The organism is Microbacterium sp. USHLN272 (assembly GCF_037149655.1).
GTDB classification, from domain to species: Bacteria; Actinomycetota; Actinomycetes; order Actinomycetales; family Microbacteriaceae; genus Microbacterium; species Microbacterium galbinum.
This window is the reverse complement of sequence record NZ_JBBCRA010000001.1, coordinates 2,004,984-2,018,427: the sequence shown is the minus strand read 5'-3', so window position 1 is coordinate 2,018,427 and position 13,444 is coordinate 2,004,984. Positions and strand designations below refer to the sequence as shown.

The following is a 13,444-nucleotide window of genomic DNA, read 5'->3' as shown; positions in this document are numbered from 1 at the left end:
CGCCACTACTCCTCCACGGCGCGCCAGTGTGCCGGACTTGTTCCGATGGCCGCGATACGTGAGTAGCGCAGGCCCCCCGCCGCACACACTGCTGTGGTGCGAAACAGCAAGAAAGCCGTCAGAGATCGAGTCGTAGAGGTGTATGCGCCCTGCGTGTTCACGCGATCGGATCTGCTCGCTCGCGGGCTGAGCGGGCGCTCGATCACGCGGGCCGTCGAGGCGGGAGCGCTGCTACGGCTGCGACGAGATCGCTATGCGTATCCGGACATCGCGGCCGAGGTCGCAGAGGCCGTGCGCATCGGTGGACGACTGTCCTGCCTGTCGCTTCTCGTGGCGATCGGAATCTTCGTGCATCGGGCCTCGGGCCTGCACGTGCAACTCGCACCCGACGCGTCGCGCGTGCGACCGCCTGGCTCAGCACGCACTCGGCTGCATTGGAGCGCACCGTCGTCCGTGCCGGCGCCCCTGCATGCGGCGGCATTCGAGGATGTCGTCCGACATGCGATCAGATGCCAGACGCCTCGTGGTGCACTGGCGACGCTCGACAGCCTGCTCCACCACAGGCTTCTGACTCGGAGACAACTCGCCACAATCTTCGACGGGTTGCCGCAGCGCTACGCCCGCCTTCTTTCCCTCGTCGATGCGACCGCAGAGTCGGGGCCGGAGACCTTCATGCGCCTCATCCTGAAGGCGATGGGCGCGGAGTACGAGACGCAGGTGCGCATAGAAGGAGTCGGGCGCGTGGACTTCGTCATCGAGGGGTGGTTGATCATCGAGTGCGACAGCAGGGAGTTTCACGAAGGATGGCTCGCGCAGGTCGAGGATCGGAGACGTGACCTGGCTGCTGCCGCACGCGGCTACGTCACGATTCGACCGCTTGCAACGGACGTCATGGAGCGACCGGACATCGTGCGAGGTGCCGTGATCGACGTGATGGCTGCTCTTGGCATGCGTGGCGGACGCGGCCGGCGTTCATAATTCCGGATACTCAGGGGCTCAGCACACACTTGCGCTCGTAAAGGGGGCGAGAGCGCGCAGAATTCCGGAGTTGTCGACGTCCGAGACCGGTGGCCGGTGAGTGGGAGGAGTGCGCTCGTCCGAGCGTTCGCTCTGGACGCTCTGTTCATAACTCCGGAGAAAGCGCCGTCGATGTGGCTACCGCGAGCCTGTGGCCGGTGCGTGCGACCTTTCTCCGGAGTTATGCGCGCTGCGCGACGCCCCTCACAACTCGGCGGCGAAGCCCTCGATCAGGCGGGCGGCGGGCTCGGAGTCGCTGATCAGCGTGCCGTGCCCGTGGTCGGGGATCACCTCGAGCCGGGCGCCGGGAATCGCATCGAGGATCGCACGGCACCAGCTCATCGGCGCGAGCGGGTCGTCTTCACCGCGCAGCACGAGCACCGGCACCGTGATGCGCACGAACGCCTTCTCGGGCTGGTGAGCGATCGTGGCCCTGATCTTGCGGATCAGGTGCGGCCCGCCGCGCAGGTACTCGCGGGCGCCGCGCCAGATCACCAGCGGTCGCTCGCCCATCAGGTCGCGCATCAGGTACGAGCCCTGCGCGGCGAGGTTGCGCTTGGTCTTGTCGACGGTGGGCCCGGCGAGTACGACGCCCGAGACGAGGAGCGGATGCCGTGCCGCGAGCTCCGCCGCGATCTGGCTGCCCATCGAGTGCCCGATCACCACGACGGGTCCCTCGCCCGTGTGCCGGAGGTATGCCGCGACGAGGTCGGCGTGGCGCTCCATCGTGAGGGTGCGGGTGGGTTCGGGGGCCTCGCCGAACCCCGGCAGGTCGAGCGCGATGAGCCGACCCGGGAGCCGCTGCGCGATGTCGAGGTAGACGCTGCGCCCCATGCCGATGCCGTGCAGCAGAAGGAACGTCGGCTCGCCCTCGCCGAAGGTCTCGGCGATCAGGGTCGACCCGGCGTGCTCGAACTCGAGGAGCGTGACGGGGGTCCCGGCGGGGGCGAGATAGCTGGTGGGCACCGTTCCACGTTAGTAGAGACGGCCTCCCGCCCCGCGCCGGGGACTCAGCGCCCCCGCACCGGGGACTCAGCCGATGAGGCTGGGCTGCAGGTCGCGCAGCGTGCGCCGATGCGTCATGCGTGTCACGCCGATCATCGCGAACAGCAGCGCACCGACCAACCAGATGCCGAGCACGATCAGGTCGCCGCCCGCTCGGGCGAGATCACCCCCGTACATCAGCTGCCGCATCGCATCGACGACGTAGCCGAGCGGCAGCACGTGGTGCAGGGCCGCGAGCGGGGCGGGCAGCGTCTGCCAGGGGAACGTACCGCCGGCGGTGACGAGTTGCAGCACCATGAGCACGAGCCCGAGGAACTGCCCCACCGAGCCCAACCACACGTTGAGCGCGAGGATGATCGCCGCGAACGTCGCCGAGGCGAACACCAGCACCCCGAGGGTTCCGAGCGGATGGTTGAACGTGAACCCGAGGGTGAGCGCGAGGATGCCCATGAGCCCCACCATCTGCACCGCACCGAGCGCCGCGGGCGTCAGCCACCCGGCGAGCGTGATGCGGATCGGAGAGTGCAGCGCGGTGATCGCGCGCCGCGAGATCGGCTTCACGATGAGGAACAGCGCGTAGATGCCGATCCAGGCCGAGAGGGCGGCGAAGAACGGGGCGAGCCCGGCGCCGTAGTCCTCGGCAGAGGCGACCTTGTCGCTCGACACCTTCACCGGGTCGGCGATCGTGTCGGCCTGCAGGCTGCGCAGCTCGGGGGTGGATGCCGGGATCTGGTCGACACCGGATGCCAAGCCGTCGCGCAGTTCGGCCGCTCCGCTGGCGAGGGTGCTCAGTCCGTCGCGCAGCTGCGCCGCGCCGTCGTTCGCGGATGCCGCGCCCTCCGCGACCGTGCCCGCACCGGTGGCGAGGCTCGAGGCGCCGGTCGAGAGCGTCGCCGCTCCGGACGCGACCTGTGCCGCGCCATCCGCGAGCTGATCGATCTTGCCGACATCCGCCTGCACGGTCGCGTTGCCGTCCTGCAGCCGGGTCGCGAGCGGGTCGAGCTTCGCGAGCACCTGGTCGATCTCCTCGGGCGTGAGGCCCTGATCGGTGAGGATCGTCGTGATGTCGGTGCGCGCCTGCGGCAGGGCATCCGTCGCCTGCTGCACGACCGAGCCCGCCCGGTCGGCGATGTCGGCGAGCTGGCGGTTGCCGTCGCTCACCTGTGCGGCGCCGTCGGCGAGGGACTGCGCCCCGGTCGCCAGGGTCTGGGCGCCGGAGGCGAGCTGCGCCGTGCCGTCGGCCAGCTGGGCCGTGCCGTCGGCGAGGGTCGCGCTGCCCGTGGCGGCGGTGTTCGCGCCGTCGGTCAGCTGCGTGGCGCCGTCGGTCGCGGTCACGAGGCTGTCGCGGATGTCGCTGAGCCCGGTGAGCAGCCGCTCGGCCGCCTCGCTGCCGACCATCTCGGCCACCGAGCTGCGGATCTTCTCGACCGCCTGCGTGCCCATCGACGATGCGAGGTAGTTGTTCGCGTCGTTGGTCTCGAGGTCGATGCGGGCCTGGTGCGGGTCGTCGCCCGCGGCCGAGGTCAGCGCCGTCGAGAAGTCGGAGGGGATGGTCACGGTGAAGTCGACGGTGCCGTGGCGCAGGGCATCCGCCGCTTCGTCGGCCGTCATCCGCTGCCAGTCGAAGGCGTTGCCGTCGATGAGGTTGTCGGCGACGTCCTCGCCGTAGTTGACGGTGTCGCCGACGGCGGCGTCGGATGCCGTGGACGGTGCGCCTGCATCGTCGACGACGAGTGCCACCGGCACCTCGGGGAACTTGGCGTACGGGTCCTGGTTCGCCCAGAGGTAGAGGCCGCCGTAGAGGATCGGCACGCACACGAGCGCGATGAGCGCGATGATACCCATCTTGCTCGCCGTCAGCCGCCGCAGCTCGGCGGCGATCATCGCGGGAACCTTCATGAGGCGGCTCCGTTCGTGTCGTCTTCGTCTTCGTCGTCGGGGTCGGGGTCGGGATCTGTGGTGCGGCCCTTCGTCTCGTCGCTGCGCTCCTCGCTCAGGGACCGGGTTTCTTCGGGTTCGGGTTCCTGAGCGCCCGTCGTCTCGTCGCTGCGCTCCTCGCTCAGGGGCCGGGCTTCTTCGGGTTCGGGTTCGGCATCCGCTTCCGCTTCGGCATCCGCTTCCGGCTCGAGCACGAGTGGCTCGACCGGGCCGGAGGCGTTGACCGCGCCGAGCTCCTGCATCCGCTCCAGCGCCACGGCGGCCGAACCGCCGAGGATCACGAGCATCGCGAACCCGCGCTCGGCGAACTCGGCGGCGATGCGCCACCAGCCGTCGGGCGAGCCGCCGTGCCGGTCGGGCGACACGAGCACGACGGCATCCGTCCCGTCGCGCAGCACCGCGAGCTCGCACAGGATGCGCACGCGCGCCGAGGGGTCGATGTTGCCGATCGGCACCGAGGCGAGCTCGGCGTACCCGAGCTGCGACAGCCAGCGCTTGGCGTGCAGCGGCGTCGCGCCGAGCCCGGCGAACATCAGTTCCTCGCCGACGACGCCCGCGAGCGAGATGTCGGGGTGCGGGTCGCTGACGTCGGGGGCGTCGACGAGGGCGACCCGGCGGCGCAGCTCCTTGGCGCTCTCGGAGTCGTCGATCGTGACGCGACCGGTCTCGGGGCGCATGCGTCCGCTCGCGATCAGGCCGAGGACGGTCGGGCGCTGCTCGGTCTCGGCGAGGGCGTACCGCACCTCGCCGGTGTGGAACTCGAGAGTCGTGGGCGGGAGGGCTTGACCGTTCTTGCCCTTGCTCACATCGTGCAGGGTGATCCTCATGCGGGGGCCTCCGTCGGGCCGGTGACGATGTCGGGGTGGGCGGCGAGCAGCTCATCGGCTTCGCGCCACGAGAGCCCGGCGATGCTGAGTACCGCGCGCACGGCGAGGTTCGCGGCACCCGTGCTCGCGGCATCCGTGCGGGAGATGACCGTGCGCGCGATCTCCTCGATGAGGCGGGCGAGGGTGGGGGCGGCGAGGTCGCTGCGGAAGCTGCCGTCGTCCTGACCGCGGCGCACCAGGGCGGCGACCGTGCGGCGCAGCGGGGCGAGCGCGTCGGCCGTGTGCTGCACGTGCGCCTCGTCGAGCGCGAGGGCGGCCGCGACCTGCACGTGCGCGGCCTCGTGCCAGAGGCGTGCCGTGAGGCGGGCGAGAGCGAGGCGGGCGTCGGCGTCGGTCACGGATTCGGCGATGGCGTTGAAGCGCTGGGCGCCGGTCGAGATGAGTTCGCGGATGAGGGCTTCGCGGTCGTCGAAGTGGCCGTAGAGGGTGCGGCGCGAGAGGCCGGCGCTGCGGGCGATCACGTCGACCGAGGCGTAGGGGTCGACGGAGAGCGCGGAACGGGCGGCCTCGAGGATGCCGGCGCGGTTCTCGACGGCGTCGCGGCGGGGTGCGCGGGTGGTCATGGATTCGAGTGTACTTAATGTGCACAGTTGTGTGCAAGATAACTCGACGGACTCACAGCATCCGCTCGGAGTCACACACCCCGCGCGATGGCACGAAGAAGGGGCGGATGCCGCAGCATCCGCCCCTGATCGAAACCCGTGAGGGTCAGTCGGTGCCGGAGTCGAAGGCCGCGCCCTCGGAAGCCGTGTCGACCGCGTCGGCGAGGTTCTCGTCGACCTCTTCGACCGCACCCGTGATCTCGCCCGACTCGCCCGCGGTCACGCGACCGACGAGTTCGCCCGTGGCGCCGCCGACGAGGCCGAGGCCCGCGTACTGCTCGAGGCGCGCACGCGAGTCGGCGATGTCGAGGTTGCGCATGGTGAGCTGGCCGATGCGGTCGACCGGGCCGAAGGCCGCATCGCCGACGCGCTCCATCGACAGCTTCTCGGGGCCGTACGACAGGTTCGGCGAGACGGTGTCGAGGATGGTCCAGTCGTCACCGCGGCGCAGACGGATCGTCACCGATCCGGAGATCGTGAGGCCGACCCAGCGCTGGATCGACTCGCGCAGCATGAGCGACTGCGGCTCGAGCCAGCGACCCTCGTACATGAGGCGACCGAGGCGGCGGCCCTGCTCGTGGTACGTCGCGAGGGTGTCTTCGTTCAGGATGCCGTTGACCAGGCGCTCGTAGGCGATGAACAGCAGGGCCATTCCGGGGGCCTCGTAGATGCCGCGCGACTTCGCCTCGATGATGCGGTTCTCGATCTGGTCGCTCATGCCGAGGCCGTGGCGTCCGCCGATCGTGTTCGCCTCGCGCACGAGCGCGACCGGGTCGGAGAACTCGACGCCGTTGAGGGCGACCGGGCGGCCGGCCTCGAACGTCACGGTGACGTCTTCGCTGTCGATCGCGACCGACGGGTCCCAGAACTTCACGCCCATGATCGGGTCGACGGTCTCGAGCGAGACGTTCAGGTGCTCGAGGGTCTTGGCCTCGTGCGTCGCGCCCCAGATGTTGGCGTCGGTCGAGTAGGCCTTCTCGGCCGAGTCGCGGTACGGGAAGTCGCGGGCGACGAGCCAGTCGCTCATCTCCTTGCGCCCGCCGAGCTCGGTCACGAAGTCGGCGTCGAGCCACGGCTTGTAGACGCGCAGACGCGGGTTGGCGAGCAGGCCGTAGCGGTAGAACCGCTCGATGTCGTTGCCCTTGTAGGTGGAGCCGTCGCCCCAGATGTCGACGCCGTCCTCCTTCATGGCGCGCACCAGCATCGTGCCGGTCACCGCGCGCCCGAGGGGAGTGGTGTTGAAGTAGGTCTTGCCGCCCGAGCGGATGTGGAACGCACCGCACGAGAGCGCCACGAAGCCCTCTTCGACCAGCGCGGTCTTGGCGTCGACCAGGCGCGAGGCCTCGGCGCCGTACTCGAGCGCACGGCCCGGGATCGAGTCGATGTCGTCTTCGTCGTACTGGCCGAGGTCGCCGGTGTACGTGTAGGGCACGGCGCCCTTCTCGCGCATCCACGCGACGGCGACGGAGGTGTCGAGTCCTCCGGAGAAGGCGATGCCGACGCGCTCGCCGACGGGCAGGGACTGGAGGACCTTGGACATACCCTCCAGTCTACGGCGGGCGGCGTGTCGCTCCCGAATGCGTGACGGCATCCGGGTGCGGTCCATTCCGGTCTGCTGCCGCCGCCCGGCTGCGGCTCCGGCTGCCGGCTCCGGCGCACGCAGCGGAGGAGATCGCACGCAACGGAGGAGCGAATCCTGGATTCCGTCCTGCGGAGCGAGAGATCTCCTCCGTAGGGGAGAGAGGTCTTCTCCGCACGGGAGAGGCGGATGCCGTCGGCGCGCTGTCGTGCCAGAGTGGGCCACGGAGGTGCTCATGGGCGCAGCAGTGCTGTGGGGCGTGGTCGCGGCGGCGCCGCTGTTCATCGGTGCCGTGCTCGCGATGCTGCGGAAATGGCCGCCGCGCTGGCTGGGCATCGTGCTCGGCTTCGGTGCGGGCGCGCTCATGGCGTCGATCGCCTTCGAGCTCTGGGAGGAGGGCCTCGATCGCGGGGGTCCGTTCCCCCTGGTCATCGGCGTCGCCCTCGGCGCGATCAGTTACTACGTCGCCGCACGCATCCTCGACGCGCGCGCCGCGAAGAAGAAGGGTGACGCGGGCGGCGGACAACTCGCCGTCGGTGCACTGCTCGACGGCATCCCCGAGCAGCTCGTGCTCGGCATCGGCCTCGCGTCCGGCGAACCGGTGAGCATCGCGCTCGTCGTCGCCATCCTCGTCTCCAACCTGCCCGAATCGATCGGCTCGGCCGCCGACCTGCTCGACGGCGGCATGAAGCGCTCGCGCGTGCTGCTGCTGTGGGCCGGCGTCGCCGTGATCTGCGCCGCCGCGACCGTCGCGGGCTTCGGCCTCGCGAGTGTCACCGGCGACGCGTTCCGCACCGCGGCCAGCGGTTTCGCGGCCGGGGCGCTGCTCGTGATGCTCGTCGATTCGATGGTGCCCGAGGCCCAGTCCAAGGCCAAGGAGTCGACCGGTCTCGCGACCGTTCTGGGCTTCGCGCTCGCCGCGGGTCTCGCGCTCGCGAGCTGAGCGCCTCGGCGGGCGCGAGGGGTCACGACACGCCGCGCCGCAGCATCCGGTCGCGGCGTGTCGTGACCCCTCACCGGGGGTGGGACGCTTCGACAGGCTCAGCGACCCAGTGAGGGGGCAGCCGCCCCCCGGGCCTCAGAATCCGGGGTACTCCTGGATCTTCTTCTCGAACTCGTCGCGGTCGTCGTCACTGAGCACGGCGCTCGCGATCACGAACAGCTGCAGTCCCTCGACCGGCTCGCCGGTGCGCGCGTTCTGCGCCTCGCGCTCGGTTCTGAATCCGCCGTCCGCGTCGTTCGACAGGTCGTAGATCGTCGCATAGAAGCGCAGCGGATCGGGGTAGTTCTCGGTGTACGACTCCCACGTGTGCTGGGTGCGCGGGTCGTCGCTGCCGTAGAGCTTCTCGATCATCGTCGGGTCGATGCCCGATCCGGTCGGGTCGTTGAAGGCGTACAGACCGTACATCCCGTGCTCCTGCACGACCTGATCGATCACGGCCATGACCTCCTGTTTGCGCGCGTAGTCCTGGATCGGTTCGTTGGTCGCCCAGCCCGCCGAACCGTACTCGTAGAGCATTGACTCCCCGCCGTAGCCGTTGCGCTCGGGCCGCAGGTCTTCGTCGGCGAACTGCGTCCAGGTGTAGCCGAACTCGTCGCTGAGGCGCTGGCGCACGTCGGCGAAGAGGCTGTCGGCCTCGGCGCGCACCTCCTCGAGCGACTGCTGGTTCAGCACGTCCTGGTTGTCGGTGCCCTTGATGCCGGGGTAGGCCTCGGCGTGCTTCTGCTCGTCGGACTTCGATCCGTCGTAGTTGCCGCTGGCCGACGATTGCAGGGCGCTGAGCCCGCCGACGGTGGCGACGTTGAACAGCACCGCGATGATGAGGGCGATCGCGCCGAGCATCCGCCCCCGTTTCGTGGCGATCGCCGCGATGATGACCGCGACGAGCACGAGCTGCAGGGCGAGCATCGTGACGCCGTAGAGCAGGTCGGTGCCGCCGGCGAGCATCGTACCCAGCAGCACGATGGCGAACAGGATGCTGGCGAGCAGGGCGATCCATCCGATTGCGTTCGCCGACCGGCGCTCGTCGTCGCCGTCGGCCACCGACACGAACGTCGGGAACGCCGGTGCCTCCTGCGGTCCGGCGCCGCGGCGCGCACCCCGGTAGCCGCCGGGCGGCGGAACGGGTGGCGCACCTTCGGCGCCCGCAAGGTAGCGGGCGCGCTGGCTCTCGTGATCCATCACCATGGCCTGTCCGTTCCCGAGCCGGGCTCGTCGCCGCCCTGCTGCTGGTCGCGCTCCTGCGTGCCCTGGTCGAGCTTGTCCTTGAGGTCGTCGAGCTTCTGCTCGTCGGGCTGCTGCGGCTGCTGCTGTTCCTCTTCGCCCTCCTGCGGGTCAGGCTGCTGCTCCTGCTCCTGCTGCTGCTTCTCCTTCAGCCGCTCCTCGGAGTCGTCGAGGCTCTCGCCCATATCGCGATCCGGATCGGACGACTGGTTCTCGGCCTCTTCGCTGTTGCACTCCTCGGGCGTCTCGACGACGATCGTCAGCGCCTCGGCGTACAGCTGGGCCGCACCGGCGCCGTCGCCGCCCTCGCGGGCCGCATCGCCCATCCGCTCGATCACGAGCGAGAGGTTGACGCGCACGGCGCAGACCTCCAGGCCCGTCGCCAGGTCGAGGGCCTCTTCGAGCTTCGTGCGTGCCTCGGGCAGTTCGTCGGCGCCCGCGAGCGCGGTGCCGACGTTGAAGGGGGCCTTGTACGGCTCGAACCAGTTGAGGAACTCCTGGCCCTCGGCCGCCGCCTCGGAGCCCGCGTAGTCGTCGACGACGTAGGCGCTGATCGCCTGGTGCGCGAACGCGTACATGCTGAGGATCTTGCCCACGAAGAACAGCGACACCAGCACGAGGGGCAGCGAACCGATCGCGATCCATCGACGGATGCTGCGGCGCCGACGGTTCGAGGCGAGCAGTTGCGCGGCCGCGGCCTGCGGGTCACTCATCGGGCTCCCCCTTTCTGCGGGAAGGGCGCTTCGACAGGCTCAGCGACCCAGTTTCCGGGCCGGCGGAGTCGATCTTCGGGGTGCGGAGGCCGCGCAAGCGGGCGATCAGCATGGCCGCGCGCGCCAGTTCGATCCCGAGCAGCACGATGAGCACGAGCGCCGCGATCCAGTACAGCTCGGTCACGTTGCCGACCTCGCCCGATTCGGCGTAGTTCGTGGTGGTCGTCGGTGCCTCGGGCAGCTGCGGCTCGGTGTCGGCCGTGCGGTGCTCGTACTCGACGCCGAGTTCGGCGGCCAGCGCCTGCAGGTTCTGCTCGTCGACGACCGACAGCGCATCGGAGCCCTGGTACTGGATGTACCCGGCATCCGTTCCGTCGACGCCGCCGCTGGTGATGCGCATAGGCCCGCCCTCGGCGGTGCCGTACCCGAACACCGCGCCGGCGTCGGTGTAGGGCGCGCTCGCGGCGAACGACTCGGGGTCCGACGACACGGTCTGCTCGCCGTCGCCGAAGTAGAACACCATGCGCGAGCGGTCGGGCGACGACTCGGCCGCCGACGCGAGCGTCTGCTCGAGCAGGGTCGCGGCGATGCCGATCGAGCTTCCGCGCGACTGGCTCGTGACCTCGGGGCGCAGCACGTCGAGAGACCCGACCAGTGCCGTGGTGTCGGTGGTCAACGGCATCCGCAGTTCGGCGGCGGCGTCGAAGGTGAGCAGCGCGAAGCGCGCGCCCGGGTACTCGGCGATGATCGTGCGCACGTCGGCGCGCACGCCGTCGAGGCGCGGCTCTCCGTCGGCCCAGTCCTCGGCGACGATGCTCGCGGTCGTGTCGACCACCAGCACGATGTCGGTGTCGGTCGCCAGGGTCTGCGTGGCGCCGCCGGGGATGCCGGGGCGCAGCAGCATCACGAAGCAGGCGAGCACCGCGGCCAACCGCAGCGCCCAGAGCAGACGGTGGTTGCGCGTCTGGGCGGTCGAGCGCCCCGCGTCCTTCGGCGCACGCACGAGCACCCACACCACGAGCGCGGCGATCGGGGTGAACAGCAGCAGGAGCAGGAAGACGTTGATGGCGGGTTGGAAGATCACAGTCGCACCCTCCACAGCAGCACCACGAACGACAGCAGCGCGATCGAGACGACCACGATCCACAGATCGGGGGCGTCGGTCCACACCACCTGCGCCTCGCCGCGGAGCTCGGTCGCATCCTGCTCGCGCACCTGCTCGACGATGTCACCGACCGTGGTCGTGTCGCGCAGTCCGTAGGCCTGACCGCCCGTCGCTTCGGCCGCCGCGGCGAGTTCGGCGCTCACATCCGCGTCCTTGCCCTCGACGGGGTTCAGCGCGAACACGCGCACGCCGTTCGACGCGGCGTAGTTCGCGGCCTCTTCGAGCGTCACGATCGACGCGCCGTTGATCTCGTTGTCGGTCGCGAAGATCACCGAGCGCGAACGCTCGTCGTCGGGGTGGTCGAAGCCCATCGCGCAGGCGGCGAGCCCGTCGCCGATCAGCGAGGCGCCGTTGCCGTTGAGCGTGCCGACCCAGTGCTCGGGGATCTGATCGACGTAGTCGAAGCTCTCGCGCATGCTCTCGAGGTGCGTGCGGATGAAGTCGTAGTCGTCGGTGAGCGGGAAGATCTGCACCGGCGAGCTGTTGAAGATCGTCAGCCCGATGCGCTCGCCCTCGAAGCCGTCGAGCAGCTCTTCGAACACCGTCAGCACCTCGACGTCGACCTCCGACATCGATCCCGAGACGTCGAGGCAGAGCATGATGTCGCGGCTCGTGTTGACGGGCTGGATCGTCTGGGAGGACATCGGCCGGGCGGCCACGACACCGGCCGTGATGACCGTGAGCGCGCCCAGGAGCAGGATGCCGCTCAGGGCGATGATCCGTCGGGAGAGCGCTTCGCGGAACGCGGGCAGCGCGCGCAGACGCTCCGCGCGGGCGATGCGTGCGCGGTCGGTTCCCGTGGACTGCCCGCGGCTGCGCAGTCCGAGCGCGAGACCGATGCCGAGGGCGGCGATCACGACCGCGGCCGCGACGATGATGAGCCAGCCGTTCGCTAGTGCCATGAGCGCACCACCGTCCGCGCCGCCTCGGCGCCGGCGAGAGGATCGATCGGCGGGCCCTGGCGGAAGATGCTCGGATAGTAGTGCCGGCGCATCGCGTCGATCAGGGCGGGGTGCACTCCACGGGAGACGAGGTCGTCGAGGGCGAGCACCGGGGCCTCGAGGCCGCTGTACTCGTTGACGAAGGTGCGCACCACGCGGCTCAGCTCGAGGTTGGCGTTGCGGGGCGAGAGTCGCTTCTCGCGGTAGTCGGTCTCGATCTGCTGCACGCGGTCGAGGTACTCCACGCGCAACTGGCTGAGCACGTCGCCGGTGAGCAGCTGCGGCTGCTCGATGCCGAGACGGTCGGCGGGGCGGCGCTGCTTCGTGAGGGCGATCACGAGCCACGCGCCCACGATCAGCAGGGCGAGGATGCCGAACGCGAGCAGCACCCAGCCCCAGCCGTACTGCGCCGGCGGGTAGAGCTCATCAGACCCGGGCATTCGACCTCCCGCCGGATCGGCTGAGCGCCCCGTGGAGCAGGCGCAGCAGCTGGGGGACGGCCGACTCCTGACCCTCGAGCACGGCGTGGCCGATCTCGAGGCGCTTCAGGGTCTCGGCGAGGTGCGCCTCCTCGGCCTTCGCCTGCGCGGTGAGCTGGCGCACGATCGCCGCATCGCCCTGCACGAAGTCCGGCACGTCCCAGCTGCTGTCGACGTCGCTGCGGATGCGCCCGGTCGCGTGATCGAGCACCGGATCCGCGTCGCGGAGGGTGAGCCACAGCACGTCGTGCTGCACGCGCAGCCGGCGCAGCATCCGCTCGGTCTCGCTCGTGATGGGCGCCTCGTCGGTGATGACGGCGACGATCATGCGCCGCGACACCGTGCGGGTGACGTACGAGAGCAGGCCGTCGCGGTCGTTGGGAACCGTGCTCTCGTCGGTCGCCCGGCTGATCGTGCGCAGTGCGTGCTCGAGCGCGCCCTCGCTGCGACCGGGGGGCAGGCGACGCGCGCGCGAGGCATCGCCGTACACCGTGGTGAAGTCGTCGCCGTGGCGCAGGGTCAGGATGCCGAGAGCACCGGCGGCCATGATCGCGAGGTCCTTCTTGGGCCGTTCGTCGGCCGCGAGGGCCGTCATCGAGCGCCCGGTGTCGACGACGAACAGCACCGTCTGCATGCGCATCGCCCGCGATCGCTTGACCAGGGGCGTGCCCAGGCGGGCGGTCGCGCGCCAGTCGATGTCGCGCACCTGGTCGCCGTACTCGTACTTGCGCAGGTCTTCGAAGTCCAGGCTCCGCCCGCGCAGCAGCGACGCGTGCGCACCGTCGAGCGCGTGCATCGACTTGCGCGACGAGTGCAGGAAGAGCTTGCTCTTCACCTGCGTGATCAGACTGGGCATGGGCTTCTGTTCCGGTGCGGGGCGACGGTTCCTGGCTC

General features: G+C 70.1%; 13 protein-coding genes. 2 read left to right on the top strand and 11 right to left on the bottom strand.

The window, feature by feature from the left end; translation table 11 throughout:
• The first annotated feature begins 96 nt into the window (after positions 1-96).
• Positions 97-978 carry a type IV toxin-antitoxin system AbiEi family antitoxin domain-containing protein gene (locus WFJ97_RS09675; protein ID WP_336641333.1) on the top strand — a complete coding sequence of 294 codons (882 nt, stop codon included), beginning with the start codon at positions 97-99 and terminating at the stop codon, positions 976-978.
• 243 nt (positions 979-1,221) lie between these two features.
• On the opposite strand, the gene WFJ97_RS09670 is transcribed toward WFJ97_RS09675, so the two are convergent.
• The 5 genes from WFJ97_RS09670 to argG all read right to left on the bottom strand — a co-directional run bounded on the left by WFJ97_RS09670 (position 1,222) and on the right by argG (position 6,989).
• Complete coding sequence (locus WFJ97_RS09670; protein WP_247623939.1) at positions 1,222-1,983, bottom strand: alpha/beta fold hydrolase; 762 nt, start codon at positions 1,981-1,983, stop codon at positions 1,222-1,224.
• A 66-nt stretch (positions 1,984-2,049) separates the two neighbouring features.
• The gene (locus tag WFJ97_RS09665; RefSeq protein ID WP_336641332.1) at positions 2,050-3,921 is read right to left on the bottom strand and encodes a YhgE/Pip domain-containing protein; all 1,872 of its coding nucleotides are present in this window, start codon (positions 3,919-3,921) and stop codon (positions 2,050-2,052) included.
• Positions 3,918-4,787: a hypothetical protein gene (locus tag WFJ97_RS09660; protein ID WP_336641331.1), complete on the bottom strand. Its 870-nt coding sequence runs from the start codon at positions 4,785-4,787 to the stop codon at positions 3,918-3,920. The genes WFJ97_RS09665 and WFJ97_RS09660 overlap by 4 nt, the downstream gene beginning before the upstream one ends.
• Positions 4,784-5,410, bottom strand: a complete 627-nt coding sequence (locus tag WFJ97_RS09655; protein WP_336641330.1) for a TetR/AcrR family transcriptional regulator — start codon at positions 5,408-5,410, stop codon at positions 4,784-4,786. The genes WFJ97_RS09660 and WFJ97_RS09655 overlap by 4 nt, the downstream gene beginning before the upstream one ends.
• A gap of 145 nt (positions 5,411-5,555) precedes the next feature.
• On the bottom strand, positions 5,556-6,989 hold the full coding sequence (argG, locus tag WFJ97_RS09650) for an argininosuccinate synthase (RefSeq protein WP_247633329.1): 1,434 nt from the start codon (positions 6,987-6,989) through the stop codon (positions 5,556-5,558).
• Between the two features lie 247 nt (positions 6,990-7,236).
• Between argG and WFJ97_RS09645 the strand changes: the two genes are divergently transcribed.
• Positions 7,237-7,971 carry a ZIP family metal transporter gene (locus WFJ97_RS09645; protein ID WP_336641329.1) on the top strand — a complete coding sequence of 245 codons (735 nt, stop codon included), beginning with the start codon at positions 7,237-7,239 and terminating at the stop codon, positions 7,969-7,971.
• Between the two features lie 135 nt (positions 7,972-8,106).
• Here WFJ97_RS09645 and WFJ97_RS09640 read toward each other — a convergent pair whose 3' ends face one another.
• From WFJ97_RS09640 to WFJ97_RS09615, 6 genes are read right to left on the bottom strand one after another with little or no spacing between them, the layout of a single operon-like run.
• Complete coding sequence (locus WFJ97_RS09640; protein ID WP_336641328.1) at positions 8,107-9,210, bottom strand: DUF4064 domain-containing protein; 1,104 nt, start codon at positions 9,208-9,210, stop codon at positions 8,107-8,109.
• The gene (locus tag WFJ97_RS09635; RefSeq protein WP_336641327.1) at positions 9,210-9,965 is read right to left on the bottom strand and encodes a hypothetical protein; all 756 of its coding nucleotides are present in this window, start codon (positions 9,963-9,965) and stop codon (positions 9,210-9,212) included. The genes WFJ97_RS09640 and WFJ97_RS09635 overlap by 1 nt, the downstream gene beginning before the upstream one ends.
• A complete protein-coding gene (locus WFJ97_RS09630; RefSeq protein ID WP_336641326.1) occupies positions 9,958-11,049 on the bottom strand; it encodes a vWA domain-containing protein in 1,092 nt (363 codons plus the stop codon). The genes WFJ97_RS09635 and WFJ97_RS09630 overlap by 8 nt, the downstream gene beginning before the upstream one ends.
• Positions 11,046-12,032 (bottom strand): VWA domain-containing protein, encoded by a 987-nt coding sequence (locus WFJ97_RS09625; RefSeq protein WP_247623930.1) that lies wholly within the window; start codon positions 12,030-12,032, stop codon positions 11,046-11,048. Before WFJ97_RS09625 ends, WFJ97_RS09630 begins: the two co-directional genes overlap by 4 nt.
• Positions 12,023-12,511 (bottom strand): hypothetical protein, encoded by a 489-nt coding sequence (locus WFJ97_RS09620; RefSeq protein ID WP_247633323.1) that lies wholly within the window; start codon positions 12,509-12,511, stop codon positions 12,023-12,025. The genes WFJ97_RS09625 and WFJ97_RS09620 overlap by 10 nt, the downstream gene beginning before the upstream one ends.
• On the bottom strand, positions 12,498-13,406 hold the full coding sequence (locus tag WFJ97_RS09615) for a DUF58 domain-containing protein (protein WP_336641325.1): 909 nt from the start codon (positions 13,404-13,406) through the stop codon (positions 12,498-12,500). The genes WFJ97_RS09620 and WFJ97_RS09615 overlap by 14 nt, the downstream gene beginning before the upstream one ends.
• Between the last annotated feature and the right edge of the window lie 38 nt (positions 13,407-13,444).

Excerpts from the sequence above, each read along its gene's own strand:
- WFJ97_RS09665 (WP_336641332.1), bottom strand. The coding sequence starts at position 3,921 with ATGAAGGTTCCCGCGATGATCGCCGCCGAGCTGCGGCGGCTGACGGCG.
- WFJ97_RS09660 (WP_336641331.1), bottom strand. The coding sequence starts at position 4,787 with ATGAGGATCACCCTGCACGATGTGAGCAAGGGCAAGAACGGTCAAGCC.
- argG (WP_247633329.1), bottom strand. The coding sequence starts at position 6,989 with ATGTCCAAGGTCCTCCAGTCCCTGCCCGTCGGCGAGCGCGTCGGCATC.
- WFJ97_RS09655 (WP_336641330.1), bottom strand. The coding sequence starts at position 5,410 with ATGACCACCCGCGCACCCCGCCGCGACGCCGTCGAGAACCGCGCCGGC.
- WFJ97_RS09625 (WP_247623930.1), bottom strand. The coding sequence starts at position 12,032 with ATGGCACTAGCGAACGGCTGGCTCATCATCGTCGCGGCCGCGGTCGTG.
- WFJ97_RS09640 (WP_336641328.1), bottom strand. The coding sequence starts at position 9,210 with ATGGATCACGAGAGCCAGCGCGCCCGCTACCTTGCGGGCGCCGAAGGT.
- WFJ97_RS09615 (WP_336641325.1), bottom strand. The coding sequence starts at position 13,406 with ATGCCCAGTCTGATCACGCAGGTGAAGAGCAAGCTCTTCCTGCACTCG.
- WFJ97_RS09635 (WP_336641327.1), bottom strand. The coding sequence starts at position 9,965 with ATGAGTGACCCGCAGGCCGCGGCCGCGCAACTGCTCGCCTCGAACCGT.
- WFJ97_RS09620 (WP_247633323.1), bottom strand. The coding sequence starts at position 12,511 with ATGCCCGGGTCTGATGAGCTCTACCCGCCGGCGCAGTACGGCTGGGGC.